The 23,521-nt window shown below is 66.5% G+C and carries 18 protein-coding genes; 12 read left to right on the forward strand and 6 right to left on the reverse strand.

From position 1 onward, the window contains the following. Window positions 1-4 precede the first annotated feature (4 nt). The 4 genes from SOM39_RS13345 (at window position 5) to SOM39_RS13360 (ending at window position 3,684) form a co-directional block, all read left to right on the forward strand. Window positions 5-925 carry a phosphoglycerate mutase gene (locus SOM39_RS13345; protein WP_217538276.1) on the forward strand — a complete coding sequence of 307 codons (921 nt, stop codon included), beginning with the start codon at window positions 5-7 and terminating at the stop codon, window positions 923-925. Between the two features lie 84 nt (window positions 926-1,009). Further along, window positions 1,010-2,743 carry a single-stranded-DNA-specific exonuclease RecJ gene (recJ, locus tag SOM39_RS13350; RefSeq protein WP_320458592.1) on the forward strand — a complete coding sequence of 578 codons (1,734 nt, stop codon included), beginning with the start codon at window positions 1,010-1,012 and terminating at the stop codon, window positions 2,741-2,743. Window positions 2,744-2,830: 87 nt separating this feature from the next. Next, window positions 2,831-3,379: a hypothetical protein gene (locus SOM39_RS13355; protein WP_320458593.1), complete on the forward strand. Its 549-nt coding sequence runs from the start codon at window positions 2,831-2,833 to the stop codon at window positions 3,377-3,379. After that, window positions 3,376-3,684, forward strand: a complete 309-nt coding sequence (locus SOM39_RS13360; RefSeq protein WP_141236255.1) for a hypothetical protein — start codon at window positions 3,376-3,378, stop codon at window positions 3,682-3,684. The genes SOM39_RS13355 and SOM39_RS13360 overlap by 4 nt, the downstream gene beginning before the upstream one ends. Before the next feature lie 13 nt (window positions 3,685-3,697). On the opposite strand, the gene SOM39_RS13365 is transcribed toward SOM39_RS13360, so the two are convergent. Next, window positions 3,698-4,747 carry a DUF1176 domain-containing protein gene (locus SOM39_RS13365; RefSeq protein WP_320458594.1) on the reverse strand — a complete coding sequence of 350 codons (1,050 nt, stop codon included), beginning with the start codon at window positions 4,745-4,747 and terminating at the stop codon, window positions 3,698-3,700. 124 nt (window positions 4,748-4,871) lie between these two features. Between SOM39_RS13365 and SOM39_RS13370 the strand changes: the two genes are divergently transcribed. From SOM39_RS13370 to SOM39_RS13395, 6 genes are all read left to right on the forward strand, one after another. Continuing rightward, window positions 4,872-7,793, forward strand: coding sequence for a VIT domain-containing protein (locus SOM39_RS13370; protein ID WP_320458595.1), 2,922 nt, complete (start codon window positions 4,872-4,874; stop codon window positions 7,791-7,793). A 45-nt stretch (window positions 7,794-7,838) separates the two neighbouring features. Next, the gene (locus tag SOM39_RS13375) at window positions 7,839-8,750 is read left to right on the forward strand and encodes a LytTR family DNA-binding domain-containing protein (RefSeq protein ID WP_320458596.1); all 912 of its coding nucleotides are present in this window, start codon (window positions 7,839-7,841) and stop codon (window positions 8,748-8,750) included. Between the two features lie 55 nt (window positions 8,751-8,805). Further along, a protein-coding gene (gene prfB, locus SOM39_RS13380; protein ID WP_099047393.1) for a peptide chain release factor 2 occupies window positions 8,806-9,931 on the forward strand; the annotation gives its coding sequence in 2 pieces (ribosomal slippage) (window positions 8,806-8,880 and window positions 8,882-9,931; 1,125 coding nt in all). A 93-nt stretch (window positions 9,932-10,024) separates the two neighbouring features. Further along, window positions 10,025-11,542: a lysine--tRNA ligase gene (gene lysS / locus SOM39_RS13385; protein WP_068851544.1), complete on the forward strand. Its 1,518-nt coding sequence runs from the start codon at window positions 10,025-10,027 to the stop codon at window positions 11,540-11,542. A gap of 200 nt (window positions 11,543-11,742) precedes the next feature. Next, window positions 11,743-12,882, forward strand: coding sequence for a response regulator (locus tag SOM39_RS13390; protein WP_068851546.1), 1,140 nt, complete (start codon window positions 11,743-11,745; stop codon window positions 12,880-12,882). A gap of 1 nt (window position 12,883) precedes the next feature. Further along, window positions 12,884-15,097 (forward strand): ATP-binding protein, encoded by a 2,214-nt coding sequence (locus SOM39_RS13395; RefSeq protein WP_320458597.1) that lies wholly within the window; start codon window positions 12,884-12,886, stop codon window positions 15,095-15,097. Between the two features lie 60 nt (window positions 15,098-15,157). On the opposite strand, the gene SOM39_RS13400 is transcribed toward SOM39_RS13395, so the two are convergent. The 5 genes from SOM39_RS13400 to acnA form a co-directional block, all read right to left on the reverse strand. After that, on the reverse strand, window positions 15,158-16,027 hold the full coding sequence (locus SOM39_RS13400) for a crotonase/enoyl-CoA hydratase family protein (RefSeq protein WP_320458598.1): 870 nt from the start codon (window positions 16,025-16,027) through the stop codon (window positions 15,158-15,160). Between the two features lie 247 nt (window positions 16,028-16,274). Beyond that, on the reverse strand, window positions 16,275-16,859 hold the full coding sequence (locus SOM39_RS13405) for a Fic/DOC family protein (RefSeq protein WP_320458599.1): 585 nt from the start codon (window positions 16,857-16,859) through the stop codon (window positions 16,275-16,277). 1 nt (window position 16,860) lies between these two features. Then, entirely contained in the window at window positions 16,861-17,349 is a 489-nt protein-coding gene (locus SOM39_RS13410; RefSeq protein ID WP_320458600.1) for a YhfG family protein, read from the reverse strand. A 603-nt stretch (window positions 17,350-17,952) separates the two neighbouring features. Then, window positions 17,953-19,629, reverse strand: coding sequence for a long-chain fatty acid--CoA ligase (locus tag SOM39_RS13415; protein WP_095363832.1), 1,677 nt, complete (start codon window positions 19,627-19,629; stop codon window positions 17,953-17,955). Window positions 19,630-19,828: 199 nt separating this feature from the next. Further along, the gene (gene acnA, locus SOM39_RS13420) at window positions 19,829-22,582 is read right to left on the reverse strand and encodes an aconitate hydratase AcnA (RefSeq protein WP_184123731.1); all 2,754 of its coding nucleotides are present in this window, start codon (window positions 22,580-22,582) and stop codon (window positions 19,829-19,831) included. A 278-nt stretch (window positions 22,583-22,860) separates the two neighbouring features. Between acnA and SOM39_RS13425 the strand changes: the two genes are divergently transcribed. Both SOM39_RS13425 and SOM39_RS13430 read left to right on the forward strand, forming a co-directional pair. Continuing rightward, window positions 22,861-23,085, forward strand: a complete 225-nt coding sequence (locus SOM39_RS13425) for an AbrB/MazE/SpoVT family DNA-binding domain-containing protein (RefSeq protein ID WP_320458601.1) — start codon at window positions 22,861-22,863, stop codon at window positions 23,083-23,085. Window positions 23,086-23,092: 7 nt separating this feature from the next. After that, window positions 23,093-23,491, forward strand: a complete 399-nt coding sequence (locus tag SOM39_RS13430; RefSeq protein ID WP_068851562.1) for a type II toxin-antitoxin system VapC family toxin — start codon at window positions 23,093-23,095, stop codon at window positions 23,489-23,491. Window positions 23,492-23,521: the final 30 nt, after the last annotated feature.

The following is a 23,521-nucleotide window of genomic DNA, read 5'->3' on the forward strand; positions in this document are numbered from 1 at the left end:
GACCATGGCCACGGCAACCCTGTTGCTGCCGGCGCGCAGCCGCTTCCCGGCGGCGGCGTTGCCTGATGACGTGGCCAAGGCGCTCGGCCGTGCCGAGCGCAGCCGGGTCGATGCCGGCGAGCGCGCCCAGCTGCAGCGGCATTTCCAGCTGCAGCCGGCCGATTGGCCGGTGGCGGCACTGACCCGGCAGCTGGATGTGGGCGATGCCCACGATGGCGTGTGGCTGCGGGCGGACCCGGCCAACGTGGTGCCGGACATGCACGGCGCACGGATGATGGGCCACGGCGACACGCTGCGGCTTGAGGCCGACGACGTGGCGGCGTTGCTGCCGGCGCTGCAGCCGCTGTTTGCCGGATATGGGTTCACCCTGGATGCGCCGACGCCGTCGCGCTGGTACCTGCGCTTGCCGCCAGGCACCACGCTGCCGGCGTTCGCCGCGCCCGATGACGTGCTGGGTGATGACCTGTTCGCGCACCTGCCCGAAGGCGACGCCGGGCGGCGCTGGCGGGCGTTGTTGACTGAAGCCCAGGTGGTGCTGCACCAGCACCCGTGGAACGTGCAGCGCCTGTCAGCCGGCAAGCGGGCGGTCAATTCGCTGTGGTTCTGGGGTGGCGGTGAGCTGCCCGGGGCGGTGCGTACCGCCCACGCGCAGGTCCGCAGCCGCGATGCGCTGCTGCAGGCCTTGGCCAAGGCGGCCGGCGTGCAGGCCGATGGCGACCAGCAGGTGGATGCGCTGGTGGACCTGCGCCAGCTGCGTTCGCTGGAACAGCTGGGAAACGATGCGATCCGGCCGCTGTTGTCGGCATTGCAGCGCGGCGAACTGCGTCGGCTGGTGCTGGATTTCGAGGATGGCGCCAGGTTCGAACTGGACAAGGGCCAGCGCTGGCGGTTCTGGAAGAAACCGGTCCAACTTCACGAAGCGTGATCGGTCGCCCGTAGCGCCTGCCTTGTGGATTGACCGCGCGTATCATGGTCGCCATCGGCGTTCGCGCTGTTTATCGAGCCCGCTTTGACTTCTCCTGATTCGCTCCAGATCCAACGTCGTCCCGTTGCCGCCCTCGGTGAGTGGCCGGGCGACATGCTGCCGCTGCTGCAGCGCCTGTACGCGGCGCGCGGGGTTACCGATGCGGCGCAGGCGCAGCCGAAGCTGGCCCAGCTGCACGCGCCGGAACTGATGGGCAGCATGCAGGCCGCCGTGGACCTGCTGGCCACGGCGATTGCGGCCGATGAGCGCATCCTTGTCGTGGGCGATTTCGATTGTGATGGCGCCACCGCCTGCGCGGTCGGCGTGCGCGGCCTGCGCATGCTCGGCGCACGCGACGTCGTGCATGCGGTACCCAACCGCATGCTGCACGGCTACGGCTTGTCGCCGTCGCTGGTGGCCGAGCTGGCGCCGCTGCAGCCCGGCCTGCTGGTGACGGTCGATCACGGCATTGCCTGCCATGCAGGCGTTTCCGCGGCCAAGGCGCTCGGTTGGAAGGTGCTGGTCACCGACCACCACCTGCCGGGCGAACAGCTTCCACCGGCCGATGCGATCGTCGATCCCAACATCAATGGTGATGCGTTCCCGAGCAAGGCGCTGGCCGGTGTCGGCGTGATCTTCTATGTGTTGATGGCCCTGCGCCGACACCTGCGGGTGCAGGGTGCGTTCGCCGCGGGTGCCGAACCGGATCTGCTGACCCTGCTGGACCTGGTCGCGGTCGGCACCGTGGCGGACCTGGTCGCCCTGGATGCCAACAACCGGGCACTGGTGTCGGCGGGACTGCGCCGGCTGCGCGCCGGCCACGGCTGCGTCGGGCTGCAGGCGCTGATCGAGGCCAGTGGCCGCGATGCCGCGCGGCTGAGTGCCACCGATATCGGCTTCGCCCTTGGCCCACGCCTGAACGCGGCCGGCCGGCTGGAAGACATGGCGCTGGGCATCGAACTGCTGCTCACCGAAGACCGCAGCCAGGCCCGCGAGATCGCGCAGACGCTGGAGCAGATCAACGCCGAGCGGCGTGCCGTGCAGCAGCTGATGACCGATGATGCCGAGCTCGCGGTCTCCCGCGCGGTGCTGACCGCCGAAGGCGAGCGCCCGATTGCGGCCTGCCTGTTCGATGCCGAATGGCACCCGGGCGTGGTGGGCCTGGTGGCATCGAAGATGAAGGATCGCCTGCACCGGCCCGTGATTGCGTTTGCGCCCGCCGAACCCGGCAGTGATTCGCTGCGGGGGTCGGCGCGGTCGATTGCCGGTTTCCACATCCGTGACGCGCTGGCGCTGGTCAACGCGGGCCACCCTGGACTGATCGACAAGTTCGGCGGCCACGCGATGGCGGCCGGCCTGAGCCTTCCGCACGCACGGCTGCAGGAGTTCCAGCACGCCTTCGTCGCCGTGGTCGAAGCCAGCATGGATCCGGCTGCGTTGCAGCAGTTGCTGATGAGCGATGGCGAACTTGCCCCGGCCGAGCTGGATTTCCAGCACGCCGAAGCGTTGCGCCTGGCCGGCCCGTGGGGGCAGGGCTTCCCGGAGCCGCTGTTCGATGGCCACTTCCAGGTGGCGCGCTGGCAGGTGCTGAAGGAAAAGCATCTCAAGCTCAGCCTGCGCGTGCCCGGCCGCGCCGAGCCGATCAACGCCATCCACTTCAGTGGCTGGCGCGGCAACGCGCCGGCCAACAACGTGCACATCGCCTATCGCCTGGTCAGCGACGACTACCGCGGCGGCGGTGCGATCCAGCTGATCATCGAGCACTGCGCCGACGCGTGATTGGGACTGCGCCTACTGTGGCGCCGGATCGAGACACGTAGTGTCACGCCATTGCCCGCCATGTTGGCTTGGGGAGTGGCGAAAGACATGTCGCATGTTCGCTGGACCTACCTGGTTGCCACGCTGTTGGTCTGCGCATCGCTCGTCCATCTGAAGGGGGAGTGGGGCAATTCCGACAGCATCAACGTCTTCAATTACTGGTGCGGAGGCGCGACATTGGTGGCGCTGGTTGTTGCCATCGGGGAGATCGTGCATGCCGGAACCGCTGGAAAGGCAGTAAGGAAGGCCTTTGCGCGTGCCGCACACCAGCAAGCAAAGGTTCTAGCTATCGAAGTCATCTCTTTGATAGATGACGTGAGCTCGAAAGTTCAGCGAAAAGACTATAGTGCGGCCTTGAGGGCGCTGCAGATGGCGCGCCGCTTCCTGGCGCGGCTGGATGCGCGTTACGCGAAGGACCTCACCCAGCACCCTTCGCTCACGCCCCTGTTGAACGATGCGGAAATGATCATCTTGAAGGCAATCCATAACACGACAAGCGCGACGATGAGCCGGGAGGCCCGCCACACGCTCAGCGATTATCTGGTCAGGATCAAGTCAAGCGTGGAGACGCTGGAACGAAGAGGAGTTGAAGAATGATGCTGCCGACCGGTCTATTGACGTTCCTGGAAAAGGTCCTCCTCAAGACGGAGGCTGGCGAACTGGCGTGGCTGTTCGATGCGGAGGGTGACGATGTCTCGGTGGGCACACCGGAGTTCAGCATGACGGTTCGGCACGACTTCAACCGGAATCTGGAAGCCAACCAGTTCATGGTCTTCTATCGAGGCGGCATGGATCAGCAGGCCCATCGCTTTGTCACCAACGACAGTGCAGAGGGCGATTACCTGCTGCTGCAGCGCCTGTTCAATGCCGCGCAGGCAACCTCGACCGTGTTCCCGTTCTGACCCTGCGGGCGGCTCAGGGAGCCTCCTTCACCTCGGTTACCAGCGTGGGCAGGTCCCAGGCACCGCCTGCGGCGACCAGGCGGCACAGGCCGGTGGTGCTGTCTGATGTCTTGACGTATGTGGTGCCGTTCCACGCCCAGCTGGCGCTGGACCAGCAGTCGCCCAGGCCGCGGCCCTTGTGCGAGGCCGAGATGGTCAGCACGTCGTCGTCCACGCCCAGGTTGGTGATGTAAGCGGGTTGGTAAGGTGCGTGGTCGTTGACCACCCAGTAGCCGCTGCCCGCGTTGTAGGCACCGCGCCAGCAGGTCATGGACACCAGCAGCCGGCGGTTGTCCAGGCGCTTGACCGCGATTGCCTGGGGGCCTTCGTCCGCATAGGTGCCCTCGGTGGGGTGCAGTGATTCGCAGTCGTCCTGCGAGGTCGCGGCGGCCAGTGCGGCACGAAGCGCCGGGGCGTTCGCCAGGGCTTCGTCGGCCGGGCGGGTGGCCACGCGCCGGGGCAGGGTCACCACCGGTACCGGCAGTGAAGCGGGCACGCTGGCTTCGGCCCGGCTGCCTTTGCGCAGGATCGCGCCCGGCGTGCCGAGCCGACCCTGGAATTCGTCCATCTTCAGCAGCACCGCCGATGCGCCACGGTCGGAGAGGGTCCATTGGCGGCCGTTGTCGCCGATCAGCTCGATGCTGCTGTCCTTCACCAGGGCCTTGAGCAGTGCCGTTACCTGCGCCGTAGAGAAGCGGGTGTTGTCCGCCACGGTGCCCAGCGCGGTGCCGTTGATGCGCAGGGTGACAGTGGCCGGCAGGTCGCTTTCCTCGTACTCGCCCAGCATCAGCTCGGCCCCGATCGGCTGGTCCGGCCCGCCACGCCTGGTGAGCAGCACGGAGACCGGATCGCCGCCGGCGTCCTCGTTCTGGTACCCGGCAGCCCGGCAGGTGCGGGTGTTGTCGCAGGCCAAGGTCCAGTCCTCATGGCTGAATGCCACGCCGGGGGTGATCGCGCCGGCCGGTGCAGCGTGTGCGACCGGGAGCAGGCCGGCAATCAGCAGGGGGATCAGGGACAGGCGCATGCGGACATCCTTCTTCTGCAACATTCCATGGGGGAGGGATCGTGGACCAGCAGGGGGCGTGCTGTCCAACCCCGTTTCCGGTGCTGGTGCGTTCAACCCTTCGTCATCGGATCAGGAGCGTCACATGGACAGCGTGCTGCGCGGTATCGGCTTGGGGTTGTTGCTGTGGGTGGGCGGGGGAGCGGGTGTGCAGACGGCGGCAGCGCAGCGCGTGGTCGAGCCGCTGCTGAAGGTGGCCGGTGCGGAACAGCCGGTGCAGCTGGAGCAGGCGCGCATCGACAGCCATGTGGCGGCGGGTCTGGCCGAGACCCGTATCGAACTGGTGTTCCGCAACCCGAACCGGCGCGTGCTGGAGGGGGCGCTGGAATTCCCGTTGGCCGAGGGCCAGCAGGTGACCGCGTTCGCGCTGGATATCGACGGCGTGCTGCGCGATGCGGTGCCCGTGCCCAAGGCGCAGGGACGGCAGGTGTTCGAGGCAATCGAGCGGCGCCGGGTTGACCCGGGCCTGCTGGAGCAGACCGCCGGCAACCAGTTCCGCCTGCGCATCTACCCCATTCCAGCGCTGGGCACGCGCCGGGTCGCGCTGACCGTGCGTGAGGCCCTGCCGGTGGACAGGGAGGGCCTGCGCTGGACGCTGCCGCTGCAGTTCGTGGGCCAGGCCAACGCGGTGCAGCTGCAGCTGGACGCGGTCGCCACCGGCGTACCGGTGACGCACGGACCGCCGACGCTGGCCCTGGCCCTGCGCGACGGCGCCTGGCGCGCCCAGTGGCAGGGCAGCGGCAGGCAGTTGCCGGATCAGCTGGGCTGGACCCTGCCGCTGCCGCGCGGCTTGGATGCGGTGCGGGGTGACTTCGATGGCGACCACTATGTGATGGTGCAGGTGCCTGTGCCGGTGCAGACCCGCGACCGCACCCTGCCGCATCGCGTCGGCTTGCTGTGGGATGCGTCCGGCTCGGCCCGCCATCGCGACACGGCTGCGGAACTGGCCCTGCTTCAGCGCTACTTCGCCGCCATCGGCAATGGCGAGGTACAGCTGACCGTGCTGCGCGATCGCGCCGAGCCGGCCCGTCGTTTCGCGATCCGCAACGGCGACTGGAGCGCGCTGCGCCGCTACCTGGAGGCGTTGCCCTACGACGGTGCCAGTGCGCTGGGCGATTGGACCGCGCAGCCCGATATCGACGAGTACCTGCTGGTCAGCGACGGGCTGGCCAACTACGGCAAGCGCGAGCGCCCCGCATTGCGTGCGAACCAGCGCCTGTATGCGCTCAGTGGCGCCGGTGCGCGCACCGACAGCGACCGGCTGCGTGCGTGGGCCCGTGCAGGGCAGGGCCAGCTGCTGGTGTTGAACGGCAGCCATGATGTGGAATCGATGGCAGCGCGCCTGCTGCGGGACAACCCGGGCAACGTGCAGGCCGAAGGCGACGGGCTGAACGACCTGATCGTGGATGCCGAACGCGCTGGCCAGGGCTGGGTGCGCGTGCTGGCCCGCATGCAGCACGCGAACGGCGTGCTGCGGCTGCAGGTGCCGGCTGCGGGCGGTGGCCGGCAGACGCTGACGGTGCCATTGGCGCAGGCGCGCGATACTGGAGGTGCACTGGTCGCCCATGCCTGGGCGGACGCGCGCCGTCGCGAGCTGGCCGCAGACCCCGCAGGCAACCGTGCCGCCATCCAGGCACTGTCGCAGCGCTTCGGGCTGGTGGGCGCCGATACCTCGCTGCTGGTGCTGGAAACGCTGGACGACTACCTGCGCTACGGCATCCGGCCGGCTGCACCGTTGCAGCGGGACTACGACCGGCTGCACGCGGTGAAGCTGGATGACGAGGCCAGCGCCCGCCGCGCGCGCCTGGACACGCTGGCCCGGCAGTTCGCCGAACGCGAGCAATGGTGGAACCGGGCCTGGCCGAAAGGCGCACCTCCGGCGGCGGCGTCGAGCAAGCAGTTGATGGCGCCGATGCCGGCTGCCGCGCCGGCACCGCCCGCCCCGGCCATGATGGTGGCGGCCGAAAGCGCGCAGCGCGAGCGGGCGGAGGCCGCGTCCACTACGCTGGATCGCGTGGAGCTCACCGCCGCCCGGCGCACGCAGGCCGATGCTGCAGCCGATATGGCGGTGGAAGGCGATGCCGATGACCGGGCAAACCAGGGCGGCCTGCGCATCACGGTCGCCGCCTGGGCACCGGACTCGGCCTACGCACGCCGGTTGCGCGCGGCACGCCCGGAGGCGGTGTACGCGCTGTACCTGCAGGAACGCGAACAGCACGCTGACAGCAGTGCCTTCTATCTGGACGTGGCCGACATGCTGTTCGCCCACGGCCAGCGCGACCTGGCGCTGCGGGTGCTGTCCAACCTGGCCGAGATGCAGCTGGAGAACCGCCACGTGTTGCGCGTGCTGGGCTACCGGTTGATGCAGGCCAAGGCACCGGCGCTGGCGGTACCGGTGTTCCGTGACGTGCTGGCGCTGGGCGAGGAAGAGCCGCAGAGCTTCCGGGACCTGGCCTTGGCGCTGGAAGCCGACAACCAGCCGCAGGCGGCGCTGGCCGCGTTCAATGAGGTGGTGGTGCGTCCGTGGGACGAGCGCTTCGACGGCATCTCGCTGATCGCGCTGGACGAGCTGACCACGCTGGTGGCGCGCACCGGGGTGGATGCACGCGCAGTGGACCCGCGCCTGCGCCGCCCGATGCCGCTGGATCTGCGCGTGGTGCTCAGCTGGGACAGCGACAACAGCGACATGGACCTGTGGGTGACCGACCCCAATGGCGAGCGCGCGTACTACGGCAACCGGCTGACCTTCCAGGGCGGACAGATGTCGCGCGACTTCACCGGCGGCTACGGTCCGGAACAGTTCTCGCTGCGCCAGGCCAAGCCCGGCCGCTACAAGGTGGAGGCGAACTACTTCGGCAGCCGCGAGCAGCTGGTTACCGGGGCCACCACGCTGACCCTGCGCCTGAGCACGCACTGGGGCAGCCGCCGCCAACAGGACCAGCAGGTGACCCTGCGCCTGAAGGACAGTGCCGACACCGTGCTGGTGGGCGAGTTCGACGTGCGCTGAGCCGCAGCCCGTAGAATCGGGCGCTGATTCCCCGGCGCCCGCTGCATGGACCCGAACGTGCCACACCGAAGTTCCCCGCGCTGGCGGCCCACCAGCCGCCTGCTGGTCTGGGCCGCCATCCTGCTCGGCAGCGGCGTGGCCAATGCCGTGGTCGAGGTGATGGACGCCCAGCGCCGGGGCGAAGTGCTGGCGCTGTGGGAGCCGATGACCTGGGAGTTGAGCAGCGCCGGCATGATCCTGCTGACCCTGCCGCTGCTGTGGTGGGGCTGCCAGCGCTGGCCGCTGCATGCCGATACCTGGAAGCGGCGGCTGCCGCTGTACCTGCTGGCCAGCGTGGGCTGGTCGCTGCTGCACGTGGCCGGGATGATGCTGCTGCGCCACCTGGCCTATGCCAGCGTGGGCGAGCACTACGTCGACGGCTCGGCCTGGCCGACCCGGCTCCTGTATGAGTATCTCAAGGACGTGCGCGCCTTCTTCAGTTTCGTGGCGCTGGAGCACTTCTTCAGCTGGTTCGGCCGCCGCCGGCAGGGCGAGGCGCACCTGCTGGCCGCGCCCGATGATGCCCCGCCGGAAGAGCCGGTAGAGCGGCCCCAGCGTTTCCTGGTGCGCAAACTGGGCCGGGATTTCCTGGTGGCCACCGCCGACATCGAGTACGCCCAGGCCGCCGGCAACTACATGAACCTGCACGTGCGCGGCCATGAGTACCCGCTGCGCAGCACGATGGCGGCGCTGGAGGCGCAGCTCGACCCGGCCCGGTTCGTGCGCATCCACCGCAGCTACGTGCTCAACCTGGGCTTCCTGGTCTCGATCGAGCCGCTGGACAGCGGGGAGGCCCGGGCCCACCTGAAAGATGGCAGCACGCTGCCGTGCAGCCGCCGCCAGCTGCCGGTGCTGCGCGCCGCGCTGGGGCAGGGGCCCGCGCCGGCCGACCCTGCAGCGACGCCGACAGCAACATGAACAAGCGCTCTGGGCTACAATTCCGGTCTTGTCCCAAGCCTTCATTACCGCCGATATGATCGAGCTCAATCCCGTGCGCCAGCGAATCACCGATCTCACCGATCGCGTGCTCTCGCTCAGGGGGTATCTTTGACTACGACGCCAAGAAAGAGCGTCTGGAAGAAGTAACCCGGGAACTGGAAAACCCCGATATCTGGAACAACGCCGAATATGCCCAGACCCTGGGCCGCGAGCGCTCCAGCCTGGAAAAGACCGTGGGCGGCATCGCCACCATCCTTGATGGCCTGACCGAATCCGGCGAACTGCTGGAGCTGGCTGAAAGCGAACAGGACGAAGACACCGCCCTGGCCGTGGTCGCCGACCTGGACAAGTACCAGAAGCACGTGGAACAGCTGGAATTCCAGCGCATGTTCTCCGGCAAGATGGACAACGCCCCGGCCTTCGTCGACATCCAGGCCGGTGCCGGTGGTACCGAAGCCCAGGACTGGGCCGAAATCCTGCTGCGCATGTACCTGCGCTGGTGCGAATCGCGCGGCTGGAAGACCGAACTGATGGAAGTGTCCGGTGGCGATGTTGCCGGCATCAAGTCGGCCACGCTGCGCGTGGAAGGCGACTATGCCTACGGCTGGCTGAAGACCGAAACCGGCGTGCACCGCCTGGTGCGCAAGTCGCCGTTCGATTCGGACAACCGCCGCCACACCAGCTTCACCTCGGTGTTCGTGTCGCCGGAAGTCGACAACAACATTGAAATCGACATCAACCCGGCCGACCTGCGTACCGACGTGTACCGTTCGTCCGGCGCCGGTGGCCAGCACGTCAACAAGACCGAATCGGCGGTGCGCATCACGCACATCCCGACCAATACGGTCGTGGCCTGCCAGACCGGCCGCAGCCAGCACCAGAACCGCGACAACGCGATGAAGATGCTGGCCGCCAAGCTGTACGAGCTGGAAATCCAGAAGCGCAACGCCGAGCGCGATGCGGTGGAAGCGACCAAGTCGGACATCGGCTGGGGCAGCCAGATCCGCAACTACGTGCTGGACCAGAGCCGCATCAAGGACCTGCGTACCGGCATCGAACGTTCGGACACGCAGAAGGTGCTCGATGGCGACCTCGACGAATTCGTCGAAGCCAGCCTGAAGTCGGGCCTGGAAGTCGGTTCCAAACGCCTCGACGCCTGACGGTCGGGCCGCCACGTGCGGCCCGATCCGCTCCATCCCGGCACCCCGGGTTTCGTATTTCCCGTCCATATCCCCCAGACATAGACCCACGCCATGAACGATCAGATCCCCGCGCCGCAGCCCCCCGTCGACGAGAACAGCCTCATCGCCGAGCGCCGCGCGAAACTGACCGCGCTGCGCGGGCAGGGCATCGCCTACCCGAACGATTTCCGCCGTGAGGATTTCGCCGGCACCCTGCAGGGCGAGTTCGCCGATGCCGAGCAGTGGACCGCCGAAGCGCTGGAAGCCACCGACCGCACGGTGAAGATGGCCGGCCGGCTGATGGCCAAGCGGGTCATGGGCAAGGCCAGCTTCGCCCAGATCCAGGACGAATCCGGCCGCATCCAGCTGTTCCTGCAGGGCAGCACGCTGGGCGATGCCTACACCGCCTTCAAGGGCTGGGATGTGGGCGACATCATTGCCGTGGAAGGCGGGCTGACCCGGACCAAGACCGGTGAGCTGTCGGTGAAGGCCACCAGCATCCGCCTGCTGACCAAGTCGCTGCGCCCGTTGCCGGACAAGTGGCACGGCCTGGCCGACGTCGAGCAGCGCTACCGCCAGCGCTACGTGGACCTGATCGTGACCCCGGAGTCGCGCGAGGTGTTCATCAAGCGCTCGCGGATCATCCGCGCCATGCGCGCGTGGTTGGACAACCGCGACTTCCTGGAAGTCGAAACGCCGATGATGCATTACATCCCCGGCGGCGCCACGGCCAAGCCGTTCACCACCCACCACAACGCGCTGGACCTGGACCTGTACCTGCGCGTGGCCCCGGAGCTGTACCTCAAGCGCCTGGTCGTGGGCGGCCTGGAGCGCGTGTACGAGATCAACCGCAACTTCCGCAACGAAGGCGTCAGCACCCGGCACAACCCGGAATTCACCATGATGGAGCTGTACGAGGCCTACGCCACGTACAACGAAGTGATGGACCTGACCGAAGGCGTGATCCGTGACGTGGCCAGCAAGGTGCTGGGCACCACCACGGTAGAGTGGGACGGCGCCACCATCGACCTGGCCCCGGCGTTCCGCCGCTGGCGGATGGACGAGGCGGTGCGCCACCACAACCCGGAAATCAGCCTGGCCGACTGCACCGACCGCGAGGCACTGCTGCGCCATTGCGAGCGCCTGAAGATCCGGGTCAAGCCGTCCTACGGCTGGGGCAAGCTGCTGCTGGAGATCTTCGAAGCCACGGTCGAGCACACCCTGGTGCAGCCGACCTTCATCACCGACCACCCGGTCGAGGTCTCGCCGCTGGCCCGCGCCAACGACGACCAGCCCGGCTACACCGACCGCTTCGAGCTGTTCATCAACGGCAAGGAACTGGCCAACGGCTTCTCCGAGCTGAACGACCCGGAAGACCAAGCGGCCCGCTTCCAGGCCCAGGTGACGGCCAAGGAAGGCGGCGATGACGAGGCAATGCATTACGACGCCGATTACATCCGTGCGCTGGAGTACGGTATGGCCCCGACCGGCGGTCTGGGCATCGGCATCGACCGCCTGGTGATGCTGCTGACCGGCAGCAGCTCGATCCGCGACGTGCTGCTGTTCCCCTACATGCGTCCCGAAAACTGAGACGTAGGTCCGGATGGCCCCGCAGGGGCCGTCCCGTCGGGCTTCCGCTGCGGTGGCCGGACGCGTATGGTTTCCCCGTGGCCCTAGATGGCGCAATCCGCGCCGGCCATGGAGCATGAGGTGGGACGGGGCATGCGTGACACGCGCATCACACTGTGACCACGATCATGAACTGGGGAATCGTGACCGGAGGTGGTTCCATGCAAGGTGCCGGTATGCAGAGCGGCGGGGTATCCTTACCGCAGCATGTGCCAGTGTGGTCCAGGAAGACGACGGAAACAGCCTTGAATATTGTCATCGTTGACGATCAGACGTCCGCGCGCACGATGCTGCGGCATGTCATCGAGGACATCGCGCCGGAACTGAGCGTGCATGATTTCGGCGACCCGCTGACGGCGCTTGCCTGGTGTGAATCGCACGGGGTGGACCTGCTGCTGCTCGACTATCGCATGCCGGAAATGGACGGGCTGGAATTCGCCCGGCGTTTCCGCCGCCTGCCCAAGCACCGCGACATTCCGGTGATCCTGATCACCGTGGTCGGCGATGAGCCGATCCGCCAGGCCGCGCTGGAAGCGGGGGTCATCGACTTCCTGGTCAAGCCGATCCGCCCGCGCGAGCTGCGCGCGCGCTGCTACAACCTGCTGCAGCTGCGGCAGCAGTCGGAAAACGTGAAGCAACGCGCGCTGTCGCTGGAACAGCGGCTGCTGGCCAGCATGCACGAGGTCGAGGAACGCGAGCGCGAGACGCTGTCGCGGCTGGCCCGCGCGATCGAGTTCCGTGATGCCGGCACCAGTGCCTACCTCGAGCGTATGGCGCACGTGGCCGGGCTGATCGCAGAGCAGCTCGGGCTGCCGGAAGAAGAAGTCAAACTGATCGAGATGGCCGCGCCCCTGCACGACATGGGCAAGATCGCCATTCCCGATGCCGTGCTGCTCAAGCAGGGCAAACTCAACGACGAGGAGCTGGCCATCATGCGCCGGCACCCGCGTATCGGTTACGAGCTGCTCAGTGGCAGCCAGAACCGGTTCATCCAGGTCGGCGCGTTGATCGCGCTGCGCCACCACGAACGTTACGACGGCAGCGGGTATCCCGACGGTCTGGTCGGTGAAGCCATCCCGCTGGAAGCGCGGATCGTGGCCGTTGCCGATGTCTTCGATGCCCTGATCTCGCCGCGCCCATACAAGGAAGCATGGACGATGGAAGCCACCCTGGCCTATCTGTACGCACAACGCGGGCGCCTGTTCGACCCGCGCTGCGTGGACGCACTGCTGCGCGGCCGCGTGCAGCTGGACGACATCTGCGCGCAGCATTCTGTTGCGTCCTCCCGCCCGGGGATGTGACATGGCCGGTCTGTTCCAGGTGTTGAAGCAGCGGCTTGGCGCGCTCCCTGGCCTGGCGCTCCTCAGGCACCAGCTGGGCAACCGCCCTGACAGCGAGCATGGCCAGGCGATCGTACGCATCGTCCTGATCGTGCTGATCCTGGGCTACGTGCTGATGCCGGGGGTGCGCAATGACCTGCCGCACCACCAGTACCAGGTGGTGCTGGGCATCGTGCTGACCGGGCTGACCCTGTCGGTTCTGCTGTTTTCGTGGCTGCTGGCGCGACCCGGTCGTTCGGACCCGCGCCGGGTGGCCGGCATGCTGGCCGATTACGGGCTGATTGCTGCCGGCATGGTGCAGATGGGCGAGCCGCTGTCGTGGGTCTACATCGTGGTGATGTGGGTCACGGTGGGCAACGGCATGCGCTACGGCAACAAGTACCTGTACGCCGCCGTGGGCATGGCGCTGGTCAGTTTCGGGGTGACCGTGCTCGCCACCGGCTACTGGCAGGCCAATGCGCGGCTGGGCTTCGGCCTGTGGCTGGGCCTGGCGGCAGTGCCGCTGTACTTCGCCAGCCTGCTGCGCCAGTTGACCCATGCGATGGACGAAGCGCGCCGCGCCAGCGAGGCCAAGAGCCGTTTCCTGGCCAACATGAGCCACGAGTTCCGCACGCCGCTCAATGGCCTGTCAGGCATGACCGAGGTGCTGGCGACCACGACGCTGGATGAAGAGCAGCGTGAGTGCGTCAATACCATCCAGGCGTCCTCGCGCAGCCTGCTGGCGCTGGTGGAGGAGGTGCTGGACATCTCGGCCATCGAAGCGGGCAAGCTGCGGGTGGTGGCCGAGGACTTCTCGCTGGACGACGTGGTGCAGTCGATCGGCCTGATCCTGATGCCGCAGGCGCGTTTGAAGCACCTGGATTACCAGGTCAAGGTCGCCGCTGGCGTGCCGCGCCTGCTGCGCGGCGACCTCGGTCACCTGCGCCAGATCCTGCTCAACCTGGCCGGCAATGCGGTGAAGTTCACCGAGCACGGCAGGATCGAGATCCGGGTGTCGCAGGTAGGCGAGGAGGGCCACGGCCAGGTCCGGTTGCGCTTCGACATCCTCGACACCGGCATTGGCGTGGGCCCGGAAATGCGTTCGCGCCTGTTCCAGGCCTTCGAGCAGGCCGATGTCAGCCTGGGCCGCCGCCACGAAGGCAGCGGGCTGGGTACCTCGATCTCGCGTGGGCTGGTGGAAGCCATGGGGGGACGGATCGGCTATGCCGAGAACCCGCCGCAGGGCAGCTGCTTCTGGTTCGAACTGCCGTTCGCATTGCCACCGGTGGTGGCCGGCGAGTTCACCCCGGCCGTGCTCGGCAATGGCCTGCAGAGCGCGCAGGACAATGTAATCGCTTTCGCCGACCCGTTCCTGCGCCACCGCGCTCGCGTGCGCAGCATGAAGGTGCTGGTGGCCGACGACCACCAGGCCAACCGGCTGGTGCTGCAGCGGCTGCTGCAGAAGGCCGGGCACAAGGTGGTGTGCGTCAATGGCGGCGAAGCGGTGCTCGATGCGATGGCCGAAAGCGATTACGACGTAGCCATCGTCGACCTGCACATGCCAGGCATGAGCGGGCTGGACATGCTCAAGGAGCTGCGCGTGCTGCAGGCCGGTGGCGCCCCGCGCACGCCGGTGCTGGTGCTCAGCGCCGACGTCACCCCCGAGTCGATCCAGCAGTGCACCCAGGCCGGCGCGCACACCTTCTTCGGCAAGCCGGTGGTGCCGGTGAAGCTGCTGGACACCCTGGCCGAGATCGCCGCCAACGATGGGCTGAAAGCCCGCACCGCCGTGGTGCCGTCCACGCCGGTGGCCGTGGGCGTGCTCGATACCGGCGTGCTCGATGAACTGGCCGCGCTGGGCATGGGCGATGGCTTCGAGCAGGAGTTCATCCGCCAGTGCCTGGCCGACGCCACGCAGTGCGTGGGCGTGGCCATGGAAGCGGGCGAGCGGGGCGACTGGGTACACCTGCGCGAGCAGGCGCACGCCATCAAGGGCGTGGCCAGCAACCTGGGCCTGGTGCGGGTGGCTTACCGTGCCGGCGAGGTGATGCACATGGCCGACTGGCAGCTCAAGAGCGAATGGCGCGAGCGGATGAAGCTGATCCGCACGGCGGTGAAGGAAGGCAAACAGGCGCTGGAAGAGCGCAGGCGTCCGGGTGCCTCGTCCACGGACGACGGTGGCATCGACATGCGTTGAAAAAAAAGCCCGGCTCCAACCGGGCTTTTTTACTGGAACCCCCTGCTTGCGATGGCGCAGTTACGCGGCATCGGACTGGGCACGACGGGTCTGCGCCTTGATCAACCGATCCATGGTGCGCAGCGACTTGTCTTCCAGGGCCAGTGCCGAATCCACCCAGATCTTGGTGATTTCCAGCAGTTCGTCATAGCCCACCGCCTGGGCCAGGTTGCGTGCAGCGTTCATCGCCAGGTAGGTGCGCGGGGTGCGCTGCTGCTGGCGGATCAGGTCTTCGGCGGCCTTGATGCCCTGTCCCTTGGGCACCAGCACGTCGACCACGCCCATGGCGTACATTTCTTCGGACGAGTAGACGCGGCCTTCGAGGATGATCTTCTCGGCCAGCTGCGGGGCCAAGCGGCGGCACAGGAACGAGTACGCGCCCATGCCCGGGAACAGCCCGAACAGTACTTCGGGCAGCCCCATGCCGCAGCCTTCCTCGGCGATGATGGTGTGGCAGGCCAGCGCCATTTCCAGCCCGCCACCGAGTGCATCGCCCTGGATCACGGCGATGGAACGCACGTCACCGCCGAAGCCGGTATGCAGGTGGTGCACACCTTCAACGCAACGCTGGGCATAGGCCAGCAGGCGGTCGCGGTTGCCTTCGCGGATCAGCTGGGCGAACAGGGCCAGGTCGCCGCCCAGGTTGTAGGCGGTGGCGTCGGAGGCGAGCACGAAGTGGCGCAGCTTGCCGCTGTTGCGCTCAGCAGGAGACAGGGTGATCTGGCTCATCACGCTCCACATCTCGTCCAGCATGTCCTTGCGGCAGCAGGGACGGATGCCGGTGGCGGCATCGGCGTGCATGAAGAGCCAGTGGGCGGCGTTGTCGGGGGTCGATTCGGTGCGGATGGTCGCATAGCCGCGGGAATACGGAAGCTTTTCGATGGATTGCATGGGGATTACCTCGGCGGGTTGGCCTGCAGGGAGGACGGTGGGCGGCAGGCCGGACGGGTCCACACGCCGCGATCCTACACCGCCAACCCGGGCCGGAATGCAAACGCCCTGCATAATGTCCAGCGGCTTCCGGAATACCGTCCAGAATCTCGTTCAGCCTTATGCCGCAAGGGAATCGGGCGATTCACATCGCGCCGCGCGGAAGGGGGGCACGCTGACGGGTCAGCATAGGAATTTGATGAAACTGTTATCCGGGGATGATCTGCTCGAAGATCGCCTGCATGGCCCGGTAATCGACTCGAACGCCGTCCAGATTCGCCTGGATCCATTCCCCAGGGTCTATGGTCGACCAATCCAGCGAATGACCCGCACTCAGCGCCAGCTGCTCGAACAGAATGCGTTGGACGCGCCCGTTTCCTTCGCGAAATGGGTGAATCATATTGAGTTCGCAATAATGCTCGGCCAGTTTGCTGCAGAGGGCATCGCGACCAAGTCCCCGCAGCCATCCGTCCTCGGCCATGGCATCAAAGCAACGTCGCGCCTCGGCTCCGATCCGGCCATGGGTACAGAAGCGCGTGCTGCCCTTGGAAATATCGACATTCCTTACTTCGCCGGCCCAGTCATACAGGTCGGCGAACAGCGCTCGATGAATGTCCTGAAGAGACTGCAGGCTGTACGGCGGGGGCGAGTATTGGATGCTTCTATGCGTGACGGCCGTGATGTCGCGCTCGGCCGCTTCCAGAATGTCCATCCGGGTAATGCCCAGCTTGTTCTTCAAGACGCCTGAGTCGCCAATGCAGTACTTGTCGTCCACATCGTCATACAGGTCCATCTCAGCGCTTTCGATACCTGTTGAGGACAGTCTGCAGGGATTCCGCCGGCTTCGACCTGCGCATGTCTATGCCCTCGAGCCGGGAGCTGTGATGAAAGTTGCGTGTGCGCGTGGCCTGGTACATAGCGGCAGGGTCGCGGGCGGCAGCCACAAGCGTTGCAACAGCGTGCGACAGGGCTGCCTCCGGATCCGCGGCGGGGATCCGGACCGACGTTACGCTCATCAGGACGGTCGACAGCTTGGTTCTTGCCGCCTCGGAGACGGGATGCGGACCAGGGGAGCAAATGGACGGATCACTTTGAATGACCGCCTGGAGCTCTCCAACGAAGCGGTAGAGCGTCTGCCAGCTGCGCGGCGCGATTGTCAGGCCAAGCAATGCGCTGAGTGACGTTTTCAGCACATTGAAGTGCCCAAGCATTCTCAACTCTGACGGGGTCGCGACTGACAGGATGTCTGCGATGGTGAGAGATGTGGAAGCAGTTCGATGCATCTGCGCGGGTCCTGCTCGGAAGTGGCAGCTTTTTCAGCCGCAGCCAGCAGTAGGCTGCCGGCTGGGTGCGTTCACGAATCCAATTATACCGCCAGGCCCCGGTCGACGCTTTCCATTGGCACTCCAGCGGGCGATGCTAGGATCCCCCAAGCGACGCCGGTCAGCGCTCAAGTCGGGACGAGCGGCCCTGGCTCCAATGGTTGGAGGATGCGATGAGCGCACTGAGGTGGATGATTGTAATGGTGTTGCTCAACCTGCCGGTGGCGCAAGCGCTTGCCGGGGGTGACGGGGTGCGGGCGACGCCAGCGATACCGGAGCAGTGCCTGGAGACTGTTCGTGATTACGTGAAGCGAACACGCGGGTGGGATGCCACCGTATACGCGATTGATGCTGAAGACGTTGGAGGTTCGGGGCGCGGCTTCTCTGTCCGTTTGCTGGCGGAGAGGAGCGCCCAGCGGCCTGCAGGTGGCGCCGAGTCGTTCCATGTGGATACGGACCCTGCTTGCACGCGGGTGACGGGTGAGTTGGGGTATCAGTGAGCGCGGTAGGAAGAAAGCAGAACGCCCGCTAGGCGGGCGTTCCGGAATTGCTTGATGTCGGCAGTTACGCGGCAGGTGCGTCGCGCAGTTCGCGGCGCAGGATCTTGCCGACGTTGGTTTTCGGCAGTTCCTTGCGGAACTCGACGATGCGCGGGTGCTTGTAGCCGGTCAGGTTGGCGCGGGCGTGTTCCTTGACCATTTCGGCAGTCAGGTTCGGGTCCTTCTTGACGATGACCACCTTGACGATCTCGCCGGACTTTTCATCCGGCACGCCGACTGCGGCGACTTCCAGCACGCCGGGCATCATCGCGATGACGTCTTCGACTTCGTTCGGGTACACGTTGAAGCCGGACACCAGGATCATGTCCTTCTTGCGGTCCACGATGTAGAAGAAACCGTGCTCGTCCATGCGCGCCATGTCGCCGGTGTGCAGCCAGCCGTCGGCGTCGATCGCCTTGGCGGTTTCTTCCGGGCGCTGCCAGTAACCCTTCATTACCTGCGGGCCACGGATGCACAGCTCGCCGACGTCGCCCGGAGCGAGGGTGACGCCGTTGTCGTCCTTCACGCAGGCGTCGGTGGACGGGATCGGCAGGCCGATCGCGCCGTTGTACTCGGCCAGGTTCAGCGGGTTGATGCAGGCCGCCGGCGAGGTCTCGGTCAGGCCGTAGGCCTCGACCAGGGTCACGCCGGTGACCTTCTTCCAGCGCTCGGCCACGGCACGCTGCACCGCCATGCCGCCACCCAGGGTGACCTTCAGCGAGGAGAAATCCACCTCGTCGAAGCCGGGGGTGTTGAGCAGGCCGTTGAACAGAGTGTTGACGCCGGTGATGGCGGTGAAGCGGGTGGCCTTGAGCTCCTTGACGAAGCCCTTCATGTCGCGCGGGTTGGTGATCAGGTGGTTGCAGCCGCCGAACTTCATGAAGACCAGGCCGTTCGCCGTCAACGCGAAGATGTGGTACAGCGGCAGGGCGGTGATGATCCACTCCTTGCCCATTTCGATGCCCGACGCGGAGATCCACGCCGAGGCCTGCTGCATGTTGGCCACCAGGTTGCGGTTGGTCAGCATGGCGCCCTTGGCCACGCCGGTGGTGCCGCCGGTGTACTGCAGGAAGGCCACGTCGTCGTGGTCCAGCTCCACCTTCGGCAGGGTGTGGCCGCTGCCCAGCTTCAGCGCCTGGTTGAAGCGGATCGCGCCGCGCAGGGTGTAGTTGGGCACCATCTTCTTGATGTACTTCAGCACGAAGTTCACCACCACGCCCTTCAGGCCGAGCATGTCGCCCAGGCCGGTGGTGATGACCTGCTTGATCGGCGTATCGGCGATGACCTGCTGCACCGTGTCGCCGAAGTTGTCCACCACCACCAAAACGGCGGCGCCGGAATCGACCAGCTGGTGCTTGAGCTCGCGGGCGGTGTACAGCGGGTTGACGTTGACCACGGTCAGGCCGGCGCGCAGCACGCCGAAGGTGGCCACCGGGTACTGCAGGCAGTTGGGCATCATCAGGGCGACGCGGTCGCCCTTCTTGAGCTTCAGCTCGCCCAGCAGGTAGGCGGCGAACTGCTCGACCAGGGCGTCGGTTTCACCGTAGGTGAGGACCTTGCCGAAGCTGGAGTAGGCGGGACGGTCGCGGAACTTGGCCACCGACGCATCGAACACGGCCGACACCGAATGGAACTCGTTGACGTCGATTTCGGCGGGTACGCCGTTGGGATAGCTCTGCAGCCAGGGACGTTCCAGACTCATTATTCCCCCTCCAGGAAACGTTGATGGTGTGATGCTGACGGAGAGTATCCGTCGATTCGGTCCCCGGCAGCATACCGGGCCGAATGGAAAACGCGAAGGATTCGTGAAAATCGGCCGTGGCGGCCGCCGGAAGCCCCGCGTGGCGCGGGGTTCCGGGGAGGGCCGGCCAGGGGCCGGCGCCTCGGGGAGCAGGCTGGGGTCAGGCGGCTGCGAGCTGGCGCAGCACGTACTGCAGCAGGCCGCCGTGCTTGAAGTACTCCACTTCCTTGGGAGTCAGCAGCATCACGTGGGCCTGGAAGGTCTTGGCGGTGCCGTCGGCCTTGGTGGCGGTCACGGTGGCGGTCTTGCTGGCCCCATCGGCCAGGCCGGTGATGTCGACCGTTTCCGAGCCGTCCAGGCCCAGGCTCTGGGCGTTCTCGCCGGCCTGGAACTGCAGCGGCAGCACGCCCATGCCGACCAGGTTGGAGCGGTGGATGCGCTCGAAGCTTTCTGCGATCACCGCCTTCACGCCCAGCAGGTTGGTGCCCTTGGCAGCCCAGTCGCGCGAGGAGCCAGTGCCGTACTCCTTGCCGGCGAAGACCACCAGCGGCACGCCCTCGGCCTTGTACTTCATGGCCGCGTCATAGATGGCCAGCTTCTGCGGCTCGCCGCCCGCCTTGGGGAAGTACAGGGTGTTGCCGCCTTCCTCGCCGCCGAACATCAGGTTCTTGATGCGGATGTTGGCGAAGGTACCGCGCACCATCACATCGTCGTTGCCGCGGCGGCTGCCATAGCTGTTGAAGTCGGCCGGCTGCACGCCGCGCTCCTGCAGGAAGCGGCCTGCGGGCGAATCCTTCTTGATGTTGCCGGCCGGGGAGATGTGGTCGGTGGTGATCGAATCGCCGAACAGGCCCATCACCCGCGCCCCGTGCACGTCCTCGATGTGGCCGACCTGCATGGTCATGCCGTCGAAGTAGGGCGGGTTCTTGATGTAGGTGGAGCCGCCGTCCCATTCGTACAGGTCGCCATCGGGCGACTGGATGGTGTTCCAGCGGCTGTCGCCCTTGAACACGTCGGCATAGTTCTGCTTGAACATCTCCGGGCCGATGGTGGCGGCGATGACATCACCGATTTCCTTGTTGCTCGGCCAGATGTCGCGCAGGTACACCGGCTGGCCATCGCTGCCGGTGCCCAGCGGTTCGGTGGTGAGGTCGATGTCGGTGGTGCCGGCAATGGCGTAGGCCACCACCAGCGGCGGGCTGGCCAGGTAGTTCATCTTCACTTCGGGGTGCACGCGGCCCTCGAAGTTGCGGTTGCCCGACAGCACCGAGGTGACCACCAGGTCGCCGCTGGCGATGGCGGCACTGACTTCGGTGGGCAGCGGGCCGGAATTGCCGATGCAGGTGGTGCAGCCGTAGCCGACCACGTAGAAGCCGACCTTTTCCAGCTCGGTAAGCACGCCGGCCTTCTCAAGGTAGTCGGTGACCACGCGCGAGCCTGGGCCGAGCGAGGTCTTCACCCACGGCTTGCGGTCCAGTCCCCTGGCGGCCGCGTTGCGGGCCAGCAGGCCGGCGCCGATCATCACCGCCGGGTTGGAGGTGTTGGTGCAGGAGGTGATGGCGGCGATGACCACCGCGCCGTCCTTGAGCCGGTAGCGGGTGCCGTCATGCTCGACATCGGCATAGCCCTTGGCCAGCTGCTCGTTGCCGACCGCGGCGCCGCCGCCTTCGTTGACGAACGTGGAGATCTCTTCGTTGCGCTTGTCGCGGTTGGTGGTCAGCCCGCCCAGGTTATCGCGGTAGTTCTGCTTGACGTCTTCCAGCAGCACGCGGTCCTGCGGGCGCTTGGGGCCGGCCAACGACGGCTTGACCTCGCCCATGTCCAGTTCCAGCGTGGCGCTGTAGCTGGCGTGGGCGGTGTTGGCGTCGTGCCAGAGGCCCTGGGCCTTGGCATAAGCTTCCACCAGCGCGATCTGTTCCTCGCTGCGGCCGGACAGGCGCAGGTAGGTCAGCGATTCGTTGTCGATCGGGAAGATGCCGCAGGTGGCGCCGTACTCCGGCGCCATGTTGCCGATGGTGGCGCGGTCGGCCAGCGGCAGGTGCTGCAGGCCTTCGCCGAAGAACTCGACGAACTTGCCCACCACGCCGTGCTTGCGCAGCATCTGGGTGACGGTGAGCACCAGGTCGGTGGCGGTGGCGCCTTCGGGCAGGCGCCCGGTGAGCTTGAAGCCGACGACCTGCGGGATCAGCATGGAGGAGGGCTGGCCGAGCATGGCCGCCTCGGCCTCGATGCCGCCCACGCCCCAGCCCAGCACGCCGATGCCATTGATCATGGTGGTGTGGCTGTCGGTGCCGAAGACGGTGTCCGGATAGGCCACCTGCTTGCCGCCCTTGTCGGCGGTCATCACGACGCGGGCGAGGTTTTCCAGGTTCACCTGGTGGACGATGCCGGTGTTGGGCGGCACCACCTTGAAGTTGTCGAACGCCTTCTGGCCCCAGCGCAGGAAGCCGTAGCGCTCCTGGTTGCGCTGGAATTCGATCTTGCCGTTGAGATCCAGCGCATCGGGGGTGCCGAACACGTCGACCTGCACCGAGTGGTCGATGACCAGTTCGGAGGGGATCTGCGGGTTGATCTGCTCCGGGCGGCCGCCCAGCTTGACCACCGCATCGCGCATCGCGGCAAGGTCGACCACGCAGGGCACGCCGGTGAAGTCCTGCAGGACCACGCGGGCGGGCATGAAGGCGATTTCGATGTCCGGCTCGGCCTTGGGATCCCAGCGCGCCACCGCTTCGATGTGGTCCTTGCCGACGGTGACCCCGCCGTCCTCATGCCGGAGCAGGTTCTCCAGCAGGATCTTCATCGAATAGGGCAGGTGGGAAATGTCGAACTGCTGTCCGAGCTTGGGCAGGCTGAAGTAGTCGTAGGTGGTGCCGCCGACGTCCAGTTGGCTGCGGGTGGAGAACGAATCGCTCATGCGGGGTGACTCCTCTTGCGGATGGCTTGCAGTGGCCCGTGGGGGCCTGCTTGCGGTTGCCGGTGTTCCGATGGCCCGGCCGTCGGACTGAGTATGAACGATTCAGTCGGGCATGGTCGGTGGCAGGTGTCTCAGGCTACATAGAAATATGTATCGCCGATGTCATCGATAAGGCGGATCCTTTGCGCGGCAAGGGACTTGGCTGGCTGAACCGCGCCGCAGTGGAAGTATGCCCAGGTAAGTATGTATAATTTGTGCATACTTTGGAGGTCCTACCGATGGAAGCCACCGTTGCAGAACGCGGACAGATCACCTTGCCCAAGGCGGTCCGCGATGCGCTCGGCCTGACCAAGGGCACCCAGTTGAAGGTGGAGCTCGATGGCAGCCGCATCATCCTGCGCAAGAGCGTGGATGACGCCATTTCCCGTGCCCGCGGCAAGTTCGCGCTGGATGGCTTCGAGTCGGCCGAGTCGGCCGTGCGTGTGGTGCGCGACGAAGCATGAGCCGCGCATGATTGCCGTCGATTCTCCGGTCCTGATCGAACTGCTCAGCAACGGCCCCCAGGCAGATGCGGTGGAAGCCTGCCTGCGCCAGAGCCTGGTCGGCGGGCGCGTGGTGATCTGCGGGGTGGTGCTGGCCGAGATCTGCGCCGCGCTGCGCGGCGGTGCCGAAGTGCAGGAAGCGCTGGAAGAGATGGGCATCCACTTCAGCCCGCTGGAAGCCAAGTCGGCGCTGCGCGCCGGCGAGATGCACCGCCGCCACCGCCAGCGCGGTACCGGCAGGCGTGGCATCGACGATTTCATGGTCGGCGCGCACGCACTGCTGCAGTGCGACGGCCTGATCACCTGGAACGACAAATTTTACCGCGACTACTTCAAGGGCCTGAAGCTGATCGTGCCGCAAGCCTGAGCCCGTAACTCAACCGCCGTATTCAACCGA

The sequence above is a fragment of the Stenotrophomonas sp. CFBP8994 genome (genome assembly GCF_034044835.1).
GTDB lineage: Bacteria > Pseudomonadota > Gammaproteobacteria > Xanthomonadales > Xanthomonadaceae > Stenotrophomonas > Stenotrophomonas rhizophila_A.

Bases quoted from the DNA above. Each gene is read 5' to 3' on its own strand.
- SOM39_RS13345 (WP_217538276.1), top strand. From the start codon at position 5: ATGGCCACGGCAACCCTGTTGCTGCCGGCGCGCAGCCGCTTCCCGGCG.
- SOM39_RS13355 (WP_320458593.1), top strand. From the start codon at position 2,831: ATGTCGCATGTTCGCTGGACCTACCTGGTTGCCACGCTGTTGGTCTGC.
- SOM39_RS13360 (WP_141236255.1), top strand. From the start codon at position 3,376: ATGATGCTGCCGACCGGTCTATTGACGTTCCTGGAAAAGGTCCTCCTC.
- SOM39_RS13365 (WP_320458594.1), bottom strand. From the start codon at position 4,747: ATGCGCCTGTCCCTGATCCCCCTGCTGATTGCCGGCCTGCTCCCGGTC.
- SOM39_RS13370 (WP_320458595.1), top strand. From the start codon at position 4,872: ATGGACAGCGTGCTGCGCGGTATCGGCTTGGGGTTGTTGCTGTGGGTG.
- SOM39_RS13375 (WP_320458596.1), top strand. From the start codon at position 7,839: ATGGACCCGAACGTGCCACACCGAAGTTCCCCGCGCTGGCGGCCCACC.
- lysS (WP_068851544.1), top strand. From the start codon at position 10,025: ATGAACGATCAGATCCCCGCGCCGCAGCCCCCCGTCGACGAGAACAGC.
- SOM39_RS13390 (WP_068851546.1), top strand. From the start codon at position 11,743: ATGCAAGGTGCCGGTATGCAGAGCGGCGGGGTATCCTTACCGCAGCAT.
- SOM39_RS13395 (WP_320458597.1), top strand. From the start codon at position 12,884: ATGGCCGGTCTGTTCCAGGTGTTGAAGCAGCGGCTTGGCGCGCTCCCT.
- SOM39_RS13400 (WP_320458598.1), bottom strand. From the start codon at position 16,027: ATGCAATCCATCGAAAAGCTTCCGTATTCCCGCGGCTATGCGACCATC.
- SOM39_RS13405 (WP_320458599.1), bottom strand. From the start codon at position 16,859: ATGGACCTGTATGACGATGTGGACGACAAGTACTGCATTGGCGACTCA.
- SOM39_RS13410 (WP_320458600.1), bottom strand. From the start codon at position 17,349: ATGCATCGAACTGCTTCCACATCTCTCACCATCGCAGACATCCTGTCA.
- SOM39_RS13415 (WP_095363832.1), bottom strand. From the start codon at position 19,629: ATGAGTCTGGAACGTCCCTGGCTGCAGAGCTATCCCAACGGCGTACCC.
- acnA (WP_184123731.1), bottom strand. From the start codon at position 22,582: ATGAGCGATTCGTTCTCCACCCGCAGCCAACTGGACGTCGGCGGCACC.
- SOM39_RS13425 (WP_320458601.1), top strand. From the start codon at position 22,861: ATGGAAGCCACCGTTGCAGAACGCGGACAGATCACCTTGCCCAAGGCG.
- SOM39_RS13430 (WP_068851562.1), top strand. From the start codon at position 23,093: ATGATTGCCGTCGATTCTCCGGTCCTGATCGAACTGCTCAGCAACGGC.